The following is a 17,080-nucleotide window of genomic DNA, read 5'->3' on the forward strand; positions in this document are numbered from 1 at the left end:
AGTAAATGAACGACAGGCTGGGTGTGTCAATGCGCTAACATCGGTTTTCAGGATTAACTTATCACCGATGATTGAATTTCAGATAATGTCCGCATATTTTCTGCGCGATTAAAAATAACTCTTGATAAGGGTCGTAAGGCGTTCTTAAAACATCGGCATGCCATCAGTGCATATCAGGATGTTAAACGATGATCAGGAGGATTATCTATGAACGCTATTCAATCAGGAATGAATGACACCCCGCGTGTCGATGCAAAGGCGTCGACGCCATCACTGGTATCAATAAAGTCTCTCTCTCCGTTGCCGGTTATTCCAGGACTGCTGCTTGCCACCACCGGTCTTTTTGCCCCGACAGGTCTGTTGGCAGAGGAAATACGCTGTGAAAGTGAAACGGCCGCAGAGTGTATTGAGAAAAAACTCAAAGCGACAAAGACATTAACAGCATCCTGGACGCCCACGACGGCGAACAGTAGTGTTCTTATTAACGAAAATGCCCAGGTCATTTTATCTGCGGAAGTGAATAACGAGCCTGGTTGGCGTGAGTTTGGCTCCCTGACCGTCGGTCAGGGCACAAAAGGTGAACTCACAATAAGAGGACGCACCATTAAATCCTCTGCAAGCGCGATTGGTAATGGTGCTGTCGGAATTGTTACGTTAACCGAAGGTGCGCAATGGGATCTCAGTGGCGAGAATCTGTTTGTCGGCAAAAATAACGGCGACGGAACATTAACCGTTAAAGAGGGAAGTCAGATCTCCAATATTAACGAACTGCGCATCGGTGAATTTTATGCTGATGCAAAAGGACTGACCACGGTAGAAGGTGAGAATTCGTCGATCCGTTCCGGTTGGGCTGTTGTGGGCGATCAGGCAGAGGGCCGACTGGATATTTTGAACGGTGGTCAACTTTCAGTTAGTAGACATATGAATATTGGCTATGTCGGAAAGACGTTAAACTCAACGCTTAAAGGAAACGGCGTCGTGAATGTCGACGGCGAAAATTCTCTTTTAGAGGTTGGTACATTACTCATTTTAGGGGGCTTTGGAACCACGCCAAATGATGCCAAAGGTGAACTTAATATCAGTAATGGCGGCAAAGTTAAGACAGGAGAGGGAATCTGGCTTGGCATAGGGACAGGAAGTACCGCCACACTGAATATAGGTGGCAAACCCGGTGAAACTGCACAAGAAGCAGGATCTATCGAGACGCCGCTCATTATACTGAGTGACACAAACCAGAAAAATAGTACTGCAACACTGAACTTTAACCACACCAGCGAAGATTATTCTCTTAATGCAGCGATAAAAGGCTACGGTAATGTCAACCATAGCGGACCGGGTACGACGCAACTGAGCGGCGATAATCGTTATACCGGAAATACTCACATCAGTCGCGGAACGCTCAGCGCCGGAAGTGTCACAGGTTTTAGCCCGAATTCTGATTTTACTGTCGGGGAGGGCGCCACACTCGATCTGAACGGCTACAGTCAGACCATTCTGTCACTTCAGCTTGGTGGGAGGCTGAGCTTTGGCGATCCGCTGGCCAACCGCGATGCTCTGGCGCTGTCAAGTAGTGTCCTGACGGTCAGGGGCGATTACAACAGTGACAATGGCTTACTGAGCCTGAACAGCACACAGGATCAAGTGCAACAAAAACCGGTGGTTAACCAGCTTAATGTCTTGGGAAACACCGCAGGAACAACCCGGGTCGTGTTGAAGGAATTAGGCAATGTCGCGGTTGGTGATCTGAACGGTGCGCGAGTTGTCCAGGTTGCAGGGGATTCTGCGGGTGAATTTGTTGCCCAAAGCCGTCTGGTTGCCGGGGGGTATGATTACGCGCTTTTGCGCGGAGTTGAAAGTGAAAATGACGACGGGATCATGGATTCCAACCACTGGTATCTGGTCAATACCTGGGCGCCCGTCGACGATATCGATCCTATAGATGACCCGATTATTGAACCGAAAGAGGATGATCCGATTCCCTTGCCTACGCCATCCCCAGGCGTCGAGCGCTCATCCGCGGCGGTGATGCGCCCGGAAATGGGGGCATACCTGGCAAACCGCAGGGCGGCTAACACCCTGTTTGTTACCCGTTTGCACGACCGGTTAGATGAAACGCAGTATATCGACCCGATCACCGGGGAAACGCGTGTCACCAGTCTGTGGTTACGCAATGTTGGCGGGCATACTCGTTTTCATGACCGTTCCGGCCAGCTAAGCAGCCAAAGTAATCGTTATGTGGTGCAGATTGGTGGCGATCTGGCTCAGTGGAGTTCCGGTCTGGAGGATCGCTGGCATCTTGGTGTCATGACGGGTTATGCCAACAGTCAGAGCAATACCCGGTCATCATTATCCCATTATCGTGCGGACAGCACGGTTTCAGGTTACAGCGCAGGCTTGTACGCGACCTGGTATGCCGATAATGCCGCGAAGCAGGGGACCTGGATAGACGCATGGGTGCTCTACAACTGGTTTGAAAACACGGTACGCGGAGAATCTCTGGCGGAAGAACGCTATCGTTCGAAAGGAATGACCGCATCTCTTGAGATGGGACACACCGTTAAACTGGCTGAACAACCGCGTCTGAGTTACTGGTTGCAACCGCAAGCGCAGCTTATCTGGATGGACGTCTCTGCCGACGATCACCGTGAAGATAACGGCACATGGGTGCGGGATAAAGGGAAGGGTAATCTACAAAGTCGTCTTGGGGTAAAAGCCTTTATGCAGGGTTACCCTATTCGCGATGAAGGTAAAGATCGACTCTTTCAACCTTTTGTTGAGCTGAACTGGCTGCATAATACGCGTAATGATACGGTCTCAATGAATGAGATCAGTGGCTCAGTCGATGGAGCGAAAAATATTGCAGAGCTTAGAACGGGCGTCGAGGCGAAAATAAATTCGCGCCTGCATTTGTGGGGAAATATTGGTCAGCAGATCGGTAGTGAGGGATTTAGCGATACCCAGGCAGTGCTTGGTCTGAAGCTGCTCTTTTAACGCTTAACCCCGCGCATTCTGCAGGATGTGCGGGGTTGTCTCTATCATCAACACCTCCCTGAACTATTAACGAAAAGTGTGAATTAATAGACTGCATCACTCTATTACCTGACGAATAACGCAGGAAACCTCCGTTACAAGGTAATTAAAGCGATTTATCTCAGGCGCGTTGAGATCAAATAATTCCACTCTATTTGCGTGATAAATGTATTGGACACTTTTAATCCACCTGATATTCAGGCCAATCGTTATTAAGGGAACGCGATGTTTATTAATTCATCGTCCTCCACCACGAAAAGACGCGCGGAGCACCGTTTTCACATGCCCGAGGAAATCCGGCATTTAGGGGAAATGCCGCTGTTCAGAGCCGTTGCCTGGTGGGGATTTCTGCGCAATAAAGAATTTTCACGCAATGACGTAAGCCAGGCATTTCATATTGACCTGCGCCGGGCCAGCGGGATACTGCATTATCTTTGTCACCGCTACGATAAACACGACATCGAATTCAGCGTTCGCAAAACGGCAGTACGGGGCGGACATTGTCAGCTATTAGTCAAAATACATTCACCGGCGACGGCGGGGAACTTAACAGCACCGCCTGCCAAAGTGACACCTGCAACTCGTCAGGTAAAGAAGAGTACCGCAACGGACGATCGTCAGCTTTCACACTGGCTATTATCACGACCAACCGGGAATAATGAAGCGAAGCTGGCCGCCTGGAAAGCAGCCTGTCCGCTGAGAGAGTGAGATCAGGACTGGCGACGCGCAATCACGAACAAGCGCGGAAACGCCAGTAATATCTGGCCATCTTCCTGAAGTGGGTATTGCTCTTGTAAAAGCTGATGATAACGCTCCAGGAACCGTTGCTGTTCGTGTTCATTGAGATCCTGCAGCCAGGGGCGCAACCCTGTGGCACTGACCCAGTCAATAATCGCCTGATGGGAACGCATCCTGTGATAATAGGTTGTGCGCCAGATATCCACTTCGCATCCCGCTTCGCTCAGAATGTCGTAGTAGGCGTGAACGCCGGGCAGGGCGTCACGACCACGATTCGGATAATCCTGTTCATAAGCCACTTCACGCATCAGCACGTGTGTAGGTTCCAGCCAGTTATCCGGCATTTGCACGGCCAGAATGCCGTTATCATTCAGCAGGGTGACCAGGCGGGGAAACAGATCATAGTGATCGGGGATCCACTGTAGCGAGGCATTGGCATAAATGACATCGGGCGGTGTGACGGGTTGAAACTGACGAATATCCGCTTCAACAAAGTGACAATTTGGCAAAGCCGTTCGAGCCTCGTCCAGCATCGCGGGAGAGGTATCTACACCGGTAATACTCGCTCCAGGCCAGCGGCTTTGGAGTAACGCCGTACTGTTACCGGGGCCGCATCCCAAATCAACCACGGAAGAGACATGCTCAAGTTGAATTCTGGCCAGCAGTTCAGCAGCGGGTCTTGAACGTTCTGCGCCATACTGCATATACAGCGCCGGATTCCAATCGGACATCAGTAATTCTCCTGTCAATGGTTCAACTAAGTGTGCATAAGGTATGAACTATACTAGTTTAGTATTGCCAGCGACTGGGAAGGAAATTCCTTGTGAATAAACCAGATATCAAAGGTGGCATCGACATTGCGATGAAGGTCCCATCACATCAGTATCAACAGACGATTGATTTTTATCGCAATGTTATTGGATTACCGGAAATTATCGATAAGCCGCCAGCAGTCGGATTCGAACTCGGATCGAACAGGCTCTGGATTGATGAAGCGCCGGGACTCAGTCAGGCTGAACTCTGGCTGGAATTATTCACGCCTAATTTCAGCGCTGCCGAACAATACGTTGAACAATGTGGCGTAGTCCGCTGTGACGCAGTTGAACCGTTACCCAACGGTTTCAAGGGCGGCTGGATCATGAATCCGTGCAACATTGTCCATATGCTAAGAGAGCCAGAGGCCTGGTGAATGTAATTCATTGGAGAGGCTGCAGCGAATTCTGTTTGTAGGCATCAGGAACTGGCGAGAACGCTTGTAATCAGCAGGACAATGGACGACCGTGAAATGGCAGATTCTGTCTTAATCTTTATTGGTGCGCATAATGTATATTATGTTAAATGAAATATCACCAACCGCACTGTACCGGTGTCTGAGTCATTCTCTGCTGTATTGGCCTTCAGAACCGCTCTGGTTTTCACTCATACTCAGCGAGATGCGTTCTGGTGATTCGTAAACACATTTTTAAGCCGTTGAACAAATCATTCCTCTCCGCTAGCCTGTTTATTGTACGCCTCACCCCTTCTCCGGCTTGACTTAACGTCGATTAGGAACAAAATAATTTCTCTTTTGTGTTAACCGGATGACTGGCCTATATGGATATCTGTTCTCGTGCCGTTTGCTCTCTGTCTCGCGTTAAAAAAATCAGTACGTTGGTTGTCGCAACGATCTTTCTGGCGAGTTGTTCATCAAAGCCGCCTGTCTCACTGGTGACGCCGCCAAAATCGACGCCGACATCGCCGTATAAGACGCAAAAACTGAATGTGCCTGTTCGCGGCGTGTGGCTGGCGACGGTTTCCCGTCTTGACTGGCCGCCGGTTGCATCCGTGAATGTCAGTAGCGCCACCACGCGGATCGCCATGCAAAAGAAAGCCCTAACAGACAAACTCGATAATTTACAGTCACTGGGTATAAATACGGTCTTCTTCCAGGTTAAACCTGACGGCACCGCCCTTTGGCCGTCATCCATTTTACCGTGGTCGGACATGCTCACCGGGAAGATTGGTGAAAATCCGGGCTACGATCCGCTCCAGTTCATGCTCGATGAAGCGCACAAACGTGGTATGCGCGTTCACGCCTGGTTTAACCCTTATCGCGTCTCCACCAATGTGAAACCGTCAACGGTGAATGAACTGAACCGTACCGTGTCGCTTCAGCCAGCCAGCGTGTTTGTCCTCCATCGCGACTGGATCCGTACCGCCGGTGACCGCTATGTTCTCGACCCGGGGATCCCGGAGGCCCGTGACTGGATAACCAGTATCGTGGCTGAAGTGGTGAAACAGTATCCGGTGGATGGCGTCCAGTTTGACGACTATTTCTACGCTGAATCCCCCGGTTCCGCGCTGAACGACAACCTGACCTTCCGGCGCTACGGCCAGGGATTTAGCTCAAAGGCGGACTGGCGTCGGCATAACACTCAACTATTAATTGAACAGGTTTCGCGGACGATCAGACAGATCAATCCGGACGTGGAGTTTGGCGTCAGTCCAGCCGGTGTCTGGCGGAACCGTTCGCACGATCCGGCCGGATCGGATACCCGTGGCGCTGCCGCTTATGATGAGTCGTATGCTGACACGCGGCTTTGGGTTCAACAAGGCCTGCTGGACTATATCGCACCGCAAATTTACTGGCCCTTCTCTCGTGATGCGGCACGTTATGATGTGCTGGCAAAATGGTGGGCGGACGTCGTGAAACCGACAAAAACACGGCTCTATATTGGCGTTGCGTTGTATAAGGTCGGCGAGCCCTCTCGCAATGAACCGGACTGGACGGTCAACGGCGGCGTTCCGGAACTGAAGAAACAGCTCGATTTAAATGAATCAATGCCACAAATCAGCGGCACTATTTTGTTCAGAGAAAACAATCTCAACCAACCGCAGGCCCAGCAGGCTGTCAGTTACCTGAGAAATCGCTGGTCTAAGTGACACTGTAACGTAAAGAGAAACATCGATCTCTCTTTGCGTCGCCATTTAGGTTCCGTTTCCAGTCCCCGCGCTCGCTCCATCATTGCCCGTTGTCATCATTTAACGCCTCAACAGGCGGGATAGCATTATTTATGCCAGTGATACGCTTCAGGATAGTGTAATGATTAAATGGGATATCTAAGAGAAAAAGATTATTCAAGCCTCCACTGATACGTGATTATTATTACCCGCAGTCAAAACGGGATTTATTACGTAATGATGACCATATCGCTCAAAAAACTCTCATATCATTTTATGAATTGAAAAAATGCTGACATTAAAAGAGAGTGTGAGCTACCTTACAGGGGGACATGATTCCTCTCAACGATCAAACGGATGGACTATACTTTTCAGACGTTGATGCGTTTAAAAAGTCGCTTAAAAAGGATTTTTCTTGCTACTTTTGGCTATATCCATAATTGTTTCAGGCTTACTTCACCGGAATGAATGAAAATATGGCTTAAGGCATTACACTATTTCATTAATGTCACCCTGCACGCTTTCAGGTGTTTTATGTTTTAGATTCATCTTACTATCCAGATTGCGCATTTGAGCCAGGCAAAATGTTGTTCGCTAACTACTGTAAGGATCTTCACCATGGAGATGTATCTTAAAAGAATGAAAGACGAATGGGTCGCGCTGGTTGAACAGACCGACCCTCACATTCGCAGACTCGCTTCTGAGATAGCGATCGCCCATGCCCATGCTTTAAGCATTGAGTTTTATCGTATTGTTCTCGCCGATCCGCATGCTGAGGAGTTTTTGAGTAATGAACAGGTTGAGCGCCAACTCAAAAGCGCACTTGAAAAGTGGATTGTGGATGTGCTCTCCAGTGAAGTCGACAATATTGATGAACTGATAAAAATACAGCATACGGTGGCTGAAGTGCATGCGCGTATTGGTATTCCGGTGGAACTGGTTGAAATGGGTTTTCGCGTACTGAAGAAAATTCTCTATCCGATCATCATTGACAGCCACCATGAAGCGACACATAAGCTGCTTGTCTACCACTTCTCCATTAACAGTATTGATCTGGCGATGGAAGTCATGTCCAGAGCCTTCTCCTTTAGTGAAAGTACCGCAGCAAAAGAAGATGAAAACTACCGTATTTTTTCTTTGCTGGAAAACGCAGAAGAAGAGAAAGAGCGCCAAATCGCCGCGTTACTGTCGTGGGAAATGGACATTATCTATAAGGTCTTACTCGACTCCGATCTCGGCAACAGCCTGCCGTTAAGCCAGGCGGATTTTGGTTTGTGGTTTAATCATAAAGGACGTCATTATTTCAGTGGTATTGCGGAAGTCGGTCACATCTCACGACTGATTCAGGACTTTGACGGCGTGTTTCACCACACCAGTGGGACAACGAAAACGTTAAGCAATAAAGCATCACGGGTGAAATTCCTGCTGCAAATCCGCAATACCGTCTCGCAGATCATTACGCTACTGCGTGAATTGTTTGAGGAAGTGTCCCGCCATGAGGTAGGGATGGATGTACTGACCAAATTACTCAACCGACGTTTCCTGCCAACCATCTTCAAGCGGGAAATCGCCCATGCTAATCGCGCCGGCACCCCCCTCTCTATTCTTATTATTGATGTCGATAAATTTAAAGAGATCAATGATACCTGGGGGCACAATACCGGTGATGAGATCCTTCGTCGGGTGTCTCAGGCTTTTTATGACAACGTTCGCAGCAGTGATTACGTTTTTCGCTACGGTGGCGATGAATTTATTATTGTTCTTACTGAAGCGACACAAACCGATACGCTACGTATTGCGGAGCGTATTCGCAGTCGCGTCGAGAAAACAAAAATAAAATCGCCTGCGGGGGATTTTATTCCGCTTTCATTGTCCATTGGGGCAGCGATGTTTAATGGTCATCCGGATTATGAACGTTTAATTCAGATAGCAGACGAAGCGTTATATACCGCAAAAAGACGGGGCAGAAATTGTGTTGAACTGTGGAAACCCGCTTCTTAATGGGTATACGGAAGCAGAGGTAATAAATGAAGCTATCCGACGTTAAAAGCACCGGAGACAGCATCTTCATTCCTGCTCTTGAGCAGAACATGATGGGTGCCGTGCTAATCAATGACAATGACGAGGTTTTATTTTTCAATTCTGCTGCGGAAAAACTGTGGGGATACCGTCGTGAAGAGGTGATTGGTCAGGGGATTTCGATGTTGATCCCGCATGATTTACGCGCAGCGCACCCCGATTTTATCCGTCATAACCGTGAAGGGGGTCAGCCCCGCGTTGAAGGCATGAGCCGGGAATTGCTGCTGGAAAGAAAAGACGGGACCAAAGTCTGGACCCGTTTCGCCCTTTCCAAGGTCAACGTTGAAGGCAAAATTTTCTATCTTGCCTTTGTGCGTGACGCTAGCGTAGAGATGGAGCAAAAGGAACAGAAACGCCTCCTGGTATTGGCGGTAGACCACCTGGACCGCCCGGTAATCGTACTCGACCCTGAGCGGCGTATTGTGCAGTGCAACCGCGCTTTTAGCGAGATGTTTGGTTACGACATTACCGATGCAAAGGGTCAACAGCCGGACAACCTGCTCAACCTCCCCGAAGAGCCGTCGGACAATGGCCTGCGACTCACACAGTTACTCTGGAAAACGACCCGCGATCAGGATGAGTTTCTGGTAATCACCCGTGCGGGTGAAAAGATCTGGATTAAAGTGTCTATCAGTCAGGTTTATGACCGGCGAAACGCACTGCAAAATCTGGTTATGACGTTTTCCGATATCACCGAAGAGCGGCAGATTCGTCAGCTCGAAGGCAACATTCTGGCGGCGATGTGCAGTAGCCCGCCGTTTCACGAAATGGGCGATATTATTTGCCGCAATATTGAGGCGGTGCTGCGGGATACGCATGTTTCACTGTATGCCTTAAAAGATAACGTCCGCCAGTTCTGGGCGTCGTCATCGAAAGAGATTGACGCAAAAGAGGTGAACGTCTGGACGCTCACCATCCGTCAACGGGATGGTGAGCCAGCCGGGACGCTGTTAATTAAAACAGCGAAAGGAAAAGAGACCAGCGCCTTTATTGAACGCGTGGCAGACATCAGTCAGCATATGGCGGCCCTGGCGCTCGAACAGGAAAAAAGCCGACAGCATATTGAGCATCTCCTGCAATTTGATCCGCTCACCGGTTTGCCCAACCGCAATCATCTGCACTCCTATCTCGATGATCTCATTCACGGCGCGAAAGGGATTTCACCAGTGGTGTTTCTCATCAGCGTCGATCACTTCCAGGATGTTATCGACAGTCTCGGCTATGCCGTGGCCGATCAGGTCTTGCAACAGGTCATCAATAAAATCCGCGAGCGGCTCAGACCCGATCAGTATTTGAGCCGTATTGAAGGCACGCAGTTCGTGCTGGTCAGTGACGACAATGAAATGAGTAATATTACCCAGTTTGCGGATGAACTGATCAATATCGGCAGTGAAGCCACCCTGTTTGACGACAAACCCTTCCCGCTGACCCTCAGCATTGGAATTAGCTATGAAGCAGGAAAAAATCGTGACTATCTGCTGTCCACTGCGCACAACGCGATGGATTTTATTCGTAAAGCGGGCGGCAACGGCTGGCAGTTCTTCAACCCGGAAATGAACCTCGCGGTGAAAGAGCGTCTGCAACTGGGCGCCGCATTGAAAAACGCCATTGCCAATAACCGGCTACGACTGGTGTACCAGCCGCAGATCTTTGCTCAGACCGGCGAACTGTATGGTTTCGAAGCGCTTGCGCGCTGGAGCGATCCGGTGCATGGTCACGTCCCCCCGAACCGTTTTATTCCGCTCGCTGAAGAGACGGGTGAAATTGAGAATATTGGTCGCTGGGTGGTCAGAGAAGCGTGTCGCCAGTTGTCGGAGTGGCGCCAGCTGTCGCTGACCATTCCGACCCTGTCGGTGAACCTCTCTGCCCTGCACTTTCGCAGCAACCAACTGCCGGACCAGGTGTCGGAAGCCATGGTGGAATTTGCTATTCCGGGCGATCAACTGACGGTCGAAATCACCGAAAGCATGATGATGGAGCAGGATGAAGAGATCTTCAGACGCATTGAGATCTTACGCAACATGGGCGTGGGACTGTCGATCGATGACTTCGGCACTGGTTTTTCCGGTCTCTCGCGCCTGGTCAGCCTGCCCGTGACGGAATTGAAAATCGATAAAACGTTTGTCGATCGCTGCCAGACCGAGAAACGTATTCAGTCCTTGCTGGAAGCGATTATCACTATTGGGCAGAGTCTGAACCTGATTGTCATTGCGGAAGGGGTTGAAACGAAAGAACAATTTGAGTTGTTGCGCTCGATGAATTGCCCGGTGATTCAGGGATATTATTTTTCTCGCCCCATACCAGCTGATGAGATCGCCGCCTGGATGCAGACGGCGTTGCCATTGAAAATCTGATTCATTGTGACGGAATGCCCGGGGCGTTGGCGCTTACCGGGCTTCCTGGCGTTACGGCAATTTAAACGATGACACCTGTAAGGCCAGCTCTTCTGCTTCCGCTTTTAAGATCTGCGTCCGCGCCGCGGCATCATCAATCAACGACGCGTTCTGCTGGACCGTGCTGTCCATTTCCGTAACCGCGAGCGTCACTTCGGCTACGCCTTTACGCTGTTCTTCCCCTGCGACGCGAATTTCGCCCATTAACTGACGCACCTGACGAACATGTCCCACCAGTTCCTGTAGACGATCGCCGGCATGATGAATTTGCTCGCTACTGTCATTGACGTGCGACACCGACTCATCAATGAGCGCTTTGATTTCCTGAGCAGCGGTCGCGCTACGCTGCGCCAGCGTTCTCACTTCAGACGCCACCACCGCAAATCCACGTCCTGCATCCCCGGCGCGAGCCGCTTCCACAGCAGCATTGAGCGCCAGGATGTTGGTCTGGAAGGCAATGCTGTCAATTACCGAGACAATCTCAACCATGCGGCCCGAAGAGGCGCTGACGTTATCCATGGTTGAAATCACCCCATGCATAACATCACCGCAGCGGTTGGCCGTTTGCGCCGTACTTTCTGACAGTTCATCCGCCAGTTGAGTATTACCCGCATTCTGATGAACGGTCGCATTAAGCTGTTCCATCGCAGCCGCACTCTCTTCCAGCGCAGCTGCCTGCTGGGTAACGCGTGTTGACAGCTCAGTATTACTGTCAGCAAGGCTAACGGCGTTATTCGCCACCACTTCACTGCTGCTGCGCACCGTAAGCAAAATGGCGGCAATTTTGTCCACGAAGAGGTTAAACGCCTCCGCAATCGCTGAAATTTCGTCCTTGCCCTTCACTTCTAAGCGCCGGGTCAGATCGCCGTCTCCCTGCGCGATATCGTCCAGTGCCTGCCGCGTGTCGTCCAGACGGGCAATCAACCGGCGAACCACCAGCCAGGAGCCCACCAGCAGCAACGTCATGACCGGGATCAGCACTTCAAGAACATCGCGCATCATGACTTTTGCCAGCCCGACGATGCGTTCTTGCGGTGTTACCAGTCCCACTACCCAACCGGTATCGGCCATCGGGAACAACATCACGCGTGATGGTGCGTTCAGAATGCCATCATTTTCCAGCGCCACGGAGGTGACATCGGTGGTTTCAGTGCGCAGTTTCTGCAAACGTTGAGCGACAGGACTCAGCCAGCCTGATGCCTTCACCAGATCGCCGACGGTCTTGTAGTGATCCCGATCGTTTTGTGGGAAATAGAGAATTTGCCCCTGTTTGTCGACCACAAAGGCGTATCCTCCGGTGCGTCCACCCTGCTGCTGCATAAAGCTGGCGACGTTATCGAGTCGAATATCGGTGGTTGCCACACCGGCGAATTTACCCGCCAGTTGATAGGGAATGCTGCAGGTCACCATGTTGATTCCGGAAATGGCATCCTGATAAACATCAGACCAGACACAGTTTTCTTGCGAATGGCCCTTCGCGCCCTGATACCAGCTTTCGTTGTGGTAGCCATTGCCACCTGCTGCGTTGTATTCGTCGGAATACACCAGCTTATCGTCAGCACCGCGCGCCCAGAAAAAGCTGCGCCGCGCAACACCAGGCGTAAACGCGTCCGGCTCAGGCCAGATCCCGCCCCCGGTGATGATCGAATTATTTTGTTCGCCGAGAATATGCGGCACGACAGCGCGGTACAGCGCTTCATCATTTGGCAGGACTTCAGCCAGTCGCGACAAACTGACGGTTTCTCCCTCAATACGTGACAGGACGCTGCTGAGTTGACGCGTCAGGCCATGCCCGGTCTCCTCGATCAGTGCCGTATTGACTTCAACGACGCGGGGTTGCCCGCGCCAAAGCATAATGACAACAATCACTAACGTCGTTACGGCAAGTAACGCGATCCCCCCGAGTGTCAAACGAGTCGAAATACGTGACGGATACCAGACCATATAAACATCCTTTTATTTTCAGGGTAATTTATATTCAGTATCGGCACGTATTTTTAGAGCTTTATACAGAATTCCGTATTGACTTAAATTAATAATGTGACGTTGTCACAAATAGCAAAACCCAGCACTCTGGCTGGGTTTAAATACATGCTTAATCTTATTTACTTAATTCTTTTTTGATTTCGTCTTTAATTTTAGTCAGTTCGCTCTGCGGATGTTTTTTACAGATTTCAACGGTCAGAGGAACCGCCGTTGTTACTGTTTCATCGAAAGTAACGTAGTCGCCGCCTTTAAAGTCTTCATCTTCGTTTAATACCCAGAAGGCAACCGGCGCCATTGTCTGCGGGTTCAGGTCAATGAACTCCTGGCAGCTCATGTTTTTAGGAGTGACGTCGGTTTTCGCGTCAGTGGTTGCTGCATTGACGCTGACACTGGTTAACAGCGCTGCCACTAAAATACCTGCTGTAGAAAGGGAAAATTTGTTCATTATGATGGCTCCGTTAATGATATAAATAACCTCTACATGAGCGCTTTAAACCGTTAATGTAGAACGAAAAGAATAATACCCTTCCCCTCACAGAAATAAATACACCCACACTGGTTATGGCTGTTATTGATATTTCCCGGTACCGATCCTGATGTTTGCCGTTTATTTCGTCGCGAGAGTGTGATCGCGCCTGCGTATCCGGCAGATAACCGCCCTTTCGCCTTACCGTTGCACCAAAACTGCACTACGCTGCACAAATGTTGATCATAAGTTAACTAATACGGCATTAATTTAACAATTAACGCCCGTCGCGGCGGCGTTTTTGAACATGGCACGCGTCCTGCATTGTTAATGAACTAACAGTCAGTGGACATTTGACAGCCTGGTAACAGCGAGACGGTGATGACAGCAAAACCTGAGTTACTGAACCGAATTGAACAGACCTTCAGCCTGCATACGCCGAGTGAAAAGCGGGTTGCCAGTTGGCTGTTGACCCACGTGGCGCAAATCCCGTTTGAAACCGCCGACAGCATTGGCAAAGCGACGGGTACCAGCGGGATTACCGTTGGGCGCTATCTGCGCAAAATCGGCTATCGCAATCTGGAAGATGCTAAAGCCAGCCTGCGTGAACTGCCTTCTGTCCCCTATCAGCCCTGGGGAATGAACGAACGTCTGGACTCCTGGCAACAACAGCAACAGTTGCCGGACCGCGCGCGGCAGTCGCTATCGCTGGAGATTGACGCGATCGCCCATGTTTATCAACTGGCGCAAGGGGACGCTTTCCAGCGTATTACCCAACAACTGGCGCAGGCGGAAGCGGTGTATGTCCTGGGGATCCAGTCGACGCGGGGGATCGCCAATGCCTTCTTCAGTCATCTCGAATATCTGCGTCCTCGGGTGAACTACTCCGAAGGGCTCTCCGGCAGTTGGGTGGAATCCCTCAACTCCGGATTTGAGAAACCGTATGTGGTGCTGACCGATACCCGCGCTTACTCCGCCATCGCCCGGCAGTACTGTCGCGTCGCCAGCGAGCGGCACATTCCGCTGGCGCTGATCACCGATGTCTGGTGTCCCTGGGCGCGGGATTACCCCATTGATTTACTGCAGGTGAAAACGGACACCGGACATTTCTGGGATTCGCTGGCGCCGGTGAGCTGCCTGTTCAACCTGCTGCTTTCCGGCGTGGCGGAACAACTGGGCGATTCACTTACCGGGCGGCTACAGACCAACCGCCAGTTACAACAAGAATTTGGTCAATTCGAACAATAAACAGGAAACGTGCTATGTCTGAAACTCCGCAACTGGTCGATCTGTCGGTGATTTTTCCGACGCTGGATATCGACCTCAAATATGCGACCGCCGATAACCTGACCGGCGCGCCGATTTATCGCGAATCGCGCTGCCTGCTGCACCAGGATGCGGTCACCGCGCTGGCGAAAAGCATCAGCATTGCGCAACTGGCGGGCCTTTCTCTGGTGGTGTATGACGCCTATCGTCCGCAACAGGCACAGTCAATCCTGTGGGATGCCTGCCCCGATCCGCAGTACGTGGTCGATGTAGCCATCGGCTCGAACCACAGTCGCGGAACGGCCATCGACGTCACGCTGAAAGGCGCCAATGGCAAGATCCTCAATATGGGCGCGGGTTTTGATGAAATGCACGACCGTTCACATGCATATCACCCTTCTGTTCCTGCCGCTGCACAGCGTAACCGGTTGTTACTCAACGCCATTATGTTTGGCGGTGGCTTTGTCGGCATCAGCAGCGAGTGGTGGCATTTTGAGTTACCCGCCGCGAGTCGCTATCCGCTGCTGGAAGACTGTATTGCCTGTTTTCCCGTTACAACCACAACAACACACACCTCTTTTTGATTCCGGAGCGTCGTCATGAAAGTAACTTCGTTGTTTCGTCCCGCGTTGATTGCCGTTTCCCTGGCGATGGCCCTGCCTGCGGTCCAGGCTGCCGTCCCGAAAGACATGCTGGTGATCGGTAAAGCCGCTGATCCGCAAACCCTTGATCCGGCGGTGACTATCGATAATAACGACTGGACGGTGACCTACCCGTCCTATCAGCGTCTGGTGAAGTACAAAACCGAAGGCGATAAAGGCTCAACCGAGGTGGAGGGTGACCTGGCAAGCGGCTGGAAAGCCTCTGATGACCAGAAAGAGTGGACTTTTACGCTTAACGATCAGGCCAAATTTGCCGATGGTTCCCCCGTCACCGCTGAGGCGGTGAAACAGTCCTTCGAACGCCTGCTGAAAATCAGCCAGGGGCCGGCAGAAGCGTTTCCTAAAGATCTCAAGGTAGACGCGGTCGATGCGCACACGGTGAAATTTACCCTCAGTCAACCGTTCGCCCCGTTCCTTTACACGCTGGCCAATGACGGCGCGTCCATCATCAACCCGGCGGTGCTGAAAACGCATGCCGCAGATGACGCCCGTGGTTTTCTGGCACAAAACACCGCAGGTTCCGGGCCGTTTATGCTGAAAAGCTGGCAGAAAGGCCAACAGCTGGTGCTGGTCCCGAACCCGCATTACGCCGGTCCAAAACCGAACTTTAAACGCGTATCGGTGAAAATTATCGGCGAGAGCGCGTCGCGTCGTCTGCAACTGTCGCGCGGCGATATCGACATCGCGGATGCCCTGCCGGTGGATCAGCTCAACGCGTTAAAACAGGAAGGCAAAGTTGCCGTAGCTGACTATCCGTCACTGCGCGTGACCTATCTCTATCTGAACAACAGCAAAGCACCGCTGAATCAGGCGGATCTGCGCCGGGCGATTTCCTGGTCCACCGACTATCAGGGAATGGTGAAAGGGATCCTCAGCGGCAACGGCAAGCAGATGCGCGGGCCGATCCCGGAAGGCATGTGGGGTTACGACGCCTCTGCGTTGCAATACAACTTTGATGAAGCCAAAGCGAAAGCGGAATGGGAAAAAGTTGCCAGCAAACCCACCAGCCTGAGCTTCCTCTATTCCGACAACGATCCGAACTGGGAGCCGATCGCCCTTGCCACTCAGGCCAGCCTCAGCAAACTGGGAATTACCGTCAAGCTGGAGAAACTGGCGAACGCCACTATGCGTGACCGTGTAGGCAAAGGTGATTATGACATCGCCATCGGCAACTGGAGCCCGGATTTCGCTGACCCCTATATGTTCATGAACTACTGGTTCGAGTCTGACAAGAAAGGACTACCCGGTAACCGCTCGTTCTATGAAAACGCCGATGTCGACAAGCTGTTGCGCAGTGCGCTAAGCACCACCGACCAGGCCGCCAGAACCAAGGACTACCAGCAGGCGCAGAAAATCGTCATTGATGAAGCGGCCTACGTCTACCTGTTCCAGAAGAACTACCAGTTAGCGATGAACAAAGAGGTCAAAGGCTTCGTGTTCAACCCGATGCTCGAACAGGTCTTTAATATCGGCACCATGAGCAAATAAGCCACGTTAATGCGGAGCCGTACAGGCTCCGC

12 protein-coding genes are annotated in these 17,080 nt (G+C 51.2%); 9 read left to right on the forward strand and 3 right to left on the reverse strand.

All coding sequences use genetic code 11. From position 1 onward, the window contains the following. The first annotated feature begins 207 nt into the window (after window positions 1-207). Both HVX64_RS11710 and HVX64_RS11715 read left to right on the forward strand, forming a co-directional pair. Window positions 208-2,991, forward strand: coding sequence for an autotransporter outer membrane beta-barrel domain-containing protein (locus HVX64_RS11710; RefSeq protein WP_181825416.1), 2,784 nt, complete (start codon window positions 208-210; stop codon window positions 2,989-2,991). Between the two features lie 321 nt (window positions 2,992-3,312). Continuing rightward, window positions 3,313-3,738: a CaiF/GrlA family transcriptional regulator gene (locus HVX64_RS11715; RefSeq protein WP_082195364.1), complete on the forward strand. Its 426-nt coding sequence runs from the start codon at window positions 3,313-3,315 to the stop codon at window positions 3,736-3,738. A 2-nt stretch (window positions 3,739-3,740) separates the two neighbouring features. Here the strand turns inward: HVX64_RS11715 and tam are convergent, their stop codons facing one another. Next, the gene (gene tam, locus HVX64_RS11720; RefSeq protein WP_044258896.1) at window positions 3,741-4,499 is read right to left on the reverse strand and encodes a trans-aconitate 2-methyltransferase; all 759 of its coding nucleotides are present in this window, start codon (window positions 4,497-4,499) and stop codon (window positions 3,741-3,743) included. Between the two features lie 92 nt (window positions 4,500-4,591). Here tam and HVX64_RS11725 point away from each other — a divergent pair, with 92 nt between their 5' ends. From HVX64_RS11725 to dosP, 4 genes are all read left to right on the forward strand, one after another. Continuing rightward, window positions 4,592-4,957: a glyoxalase/bleomycin resistance/dioxygenase family protein gene (locus tag HVX64_RS11725; RefSeq protein ID WP_043000710.1), complete on the forward strand. Its 366-nt coding sequence runs from the start codon at window positions 4,592-4,594 to the stop codon at window positions 4,955-4,957. Window positions 4,958-5,361: 404 nt separating this feature from the next. Then, window positions 5,362-6,690 carry a glycoside hydrolase family 10 protein gene (locus HVX64_RS11730; protein WP_044257958.1) on the forward strand — a complete coding sequence of 443 codons (1,329 nt, stop codon included), beginning with the start codon at window positions 5,362-5,364 and terminating at the stop codon, window positions 6,688-6,690. Window positions 6,691-7,326: 636 nt separating this feature from the next. Continuing rightward, window positions 7,327-8,709, forward strand: a complete 1,383-nt coding sequence (locus HVX64_RS11735; protein ID WP_044268086.1) for a diguanylate cyclase — start codon at window positions 7,327-7,329, stop codon at window positions 8,707-8,709. Between the two features lie 26 nt (window positions 8,710-8,735). Further along, a complete protein-coding gene (gene dosP, locus HVX64_RS11740) occupies window positions 8,736-11,141 on the forward strand; it encodes an oxygen-sensing cyclic-di-GMP phosphodiesterase DosP (RefSeq protein WP_044257956.1) in 2,406 nt (801 codons plus the stop codon). A gap of 51 nt (window positions 11,142-11,192) precedes the next feature. Here dosP and HVX64_RS11745 read toward each other — a convergent pair whose 3' ends face one another. Both HVX64_RS11745 and hdeB read right to left on the reverse strand, forming a co-directional pair. Then, window positions 11,193-13,124 carry a methyl-accepting chemotaxis protein gene (locus HVX64_RS11745; protein WP_044257953.1) on the reverse strand — a complete coding sequence of 644 codons (1,932 nt, stop codon included), beginning with the start codon at window positions 13,122-13,124 and terminating at the stop codon, window positions 11,193-11,195. Window positions 13,125-13,281: 157 nt separating this feature from the next. Further along, entirely contained in the window at window positions 13,282-13,611 is a 330-nt protein-coding gene (gene hdeB, locus HVX64_RS11750; protein WP_043000705.1) for an acid-activated periplasmic chaperone HdeB, read from the reverse strand. Window positions 13,612-14,013: 402 nt separating this feature from the next. On the opposite strand from hdeB, the gene HVX64_RS11755 reads away from it, so the two are divergent. From HVX64_RS11755 to HVX64_RS11765, 3 genes are read left to right on the forward strand one after another with little or no spacing between them, the layout of a single operon-like run. Continuing rightward, on the forward strand, window positions 14,014-14,880 hold the full coding sequence (locus HVX64_RS11755; protein WP_044257952.1) for a MurR/RpiR family transcriptional regulator: 867 nt from the start codon (window positions 14,014-14,016) through the stop codon (window positions 14,878-14,880). A 14-nt stretch (window positions 14,881-14,894) separates the two neighbouring features. Continuing rightward, window positions 14,895-15,482, forward strand: coding sequence for a D-alanyl-D-alanine dipeptidase (gene ddpX, locus HVX64_RS11760; RefSeq protein ID WP_181825008.1), 588 nt, complete (start codon window positions 14,895-14,897; stop codon window positions 15,480-15,482). Between the two features lie 15 nt (window positions 15,483-15,497). Then, window positions 15,498-17,048 (forward strand): ABC transporter substrate-binding protein, encoded by a 1,551-nt coding sequence (locus HVX64_RS11765; protein ID WP_058588065.1) that lies wholly within the window; start codon window positions 15,498-15,500, stop codon window positions 17,046-17,048. The last annotated feature ends 32 nt before the right edge of the window (window positions 17,049-17,080 follow it).

The organism is Citrobacter sp. RHB20-C16, from assembly GCF_013890155.1.
Classification (GTDB): Bacteria; Pseudomonadota; Gammaproteobacteria; order Enterobacterales; family Enterobacteriaceae; genus Citrobacter_A; species Citrobacter_A amalonaticus.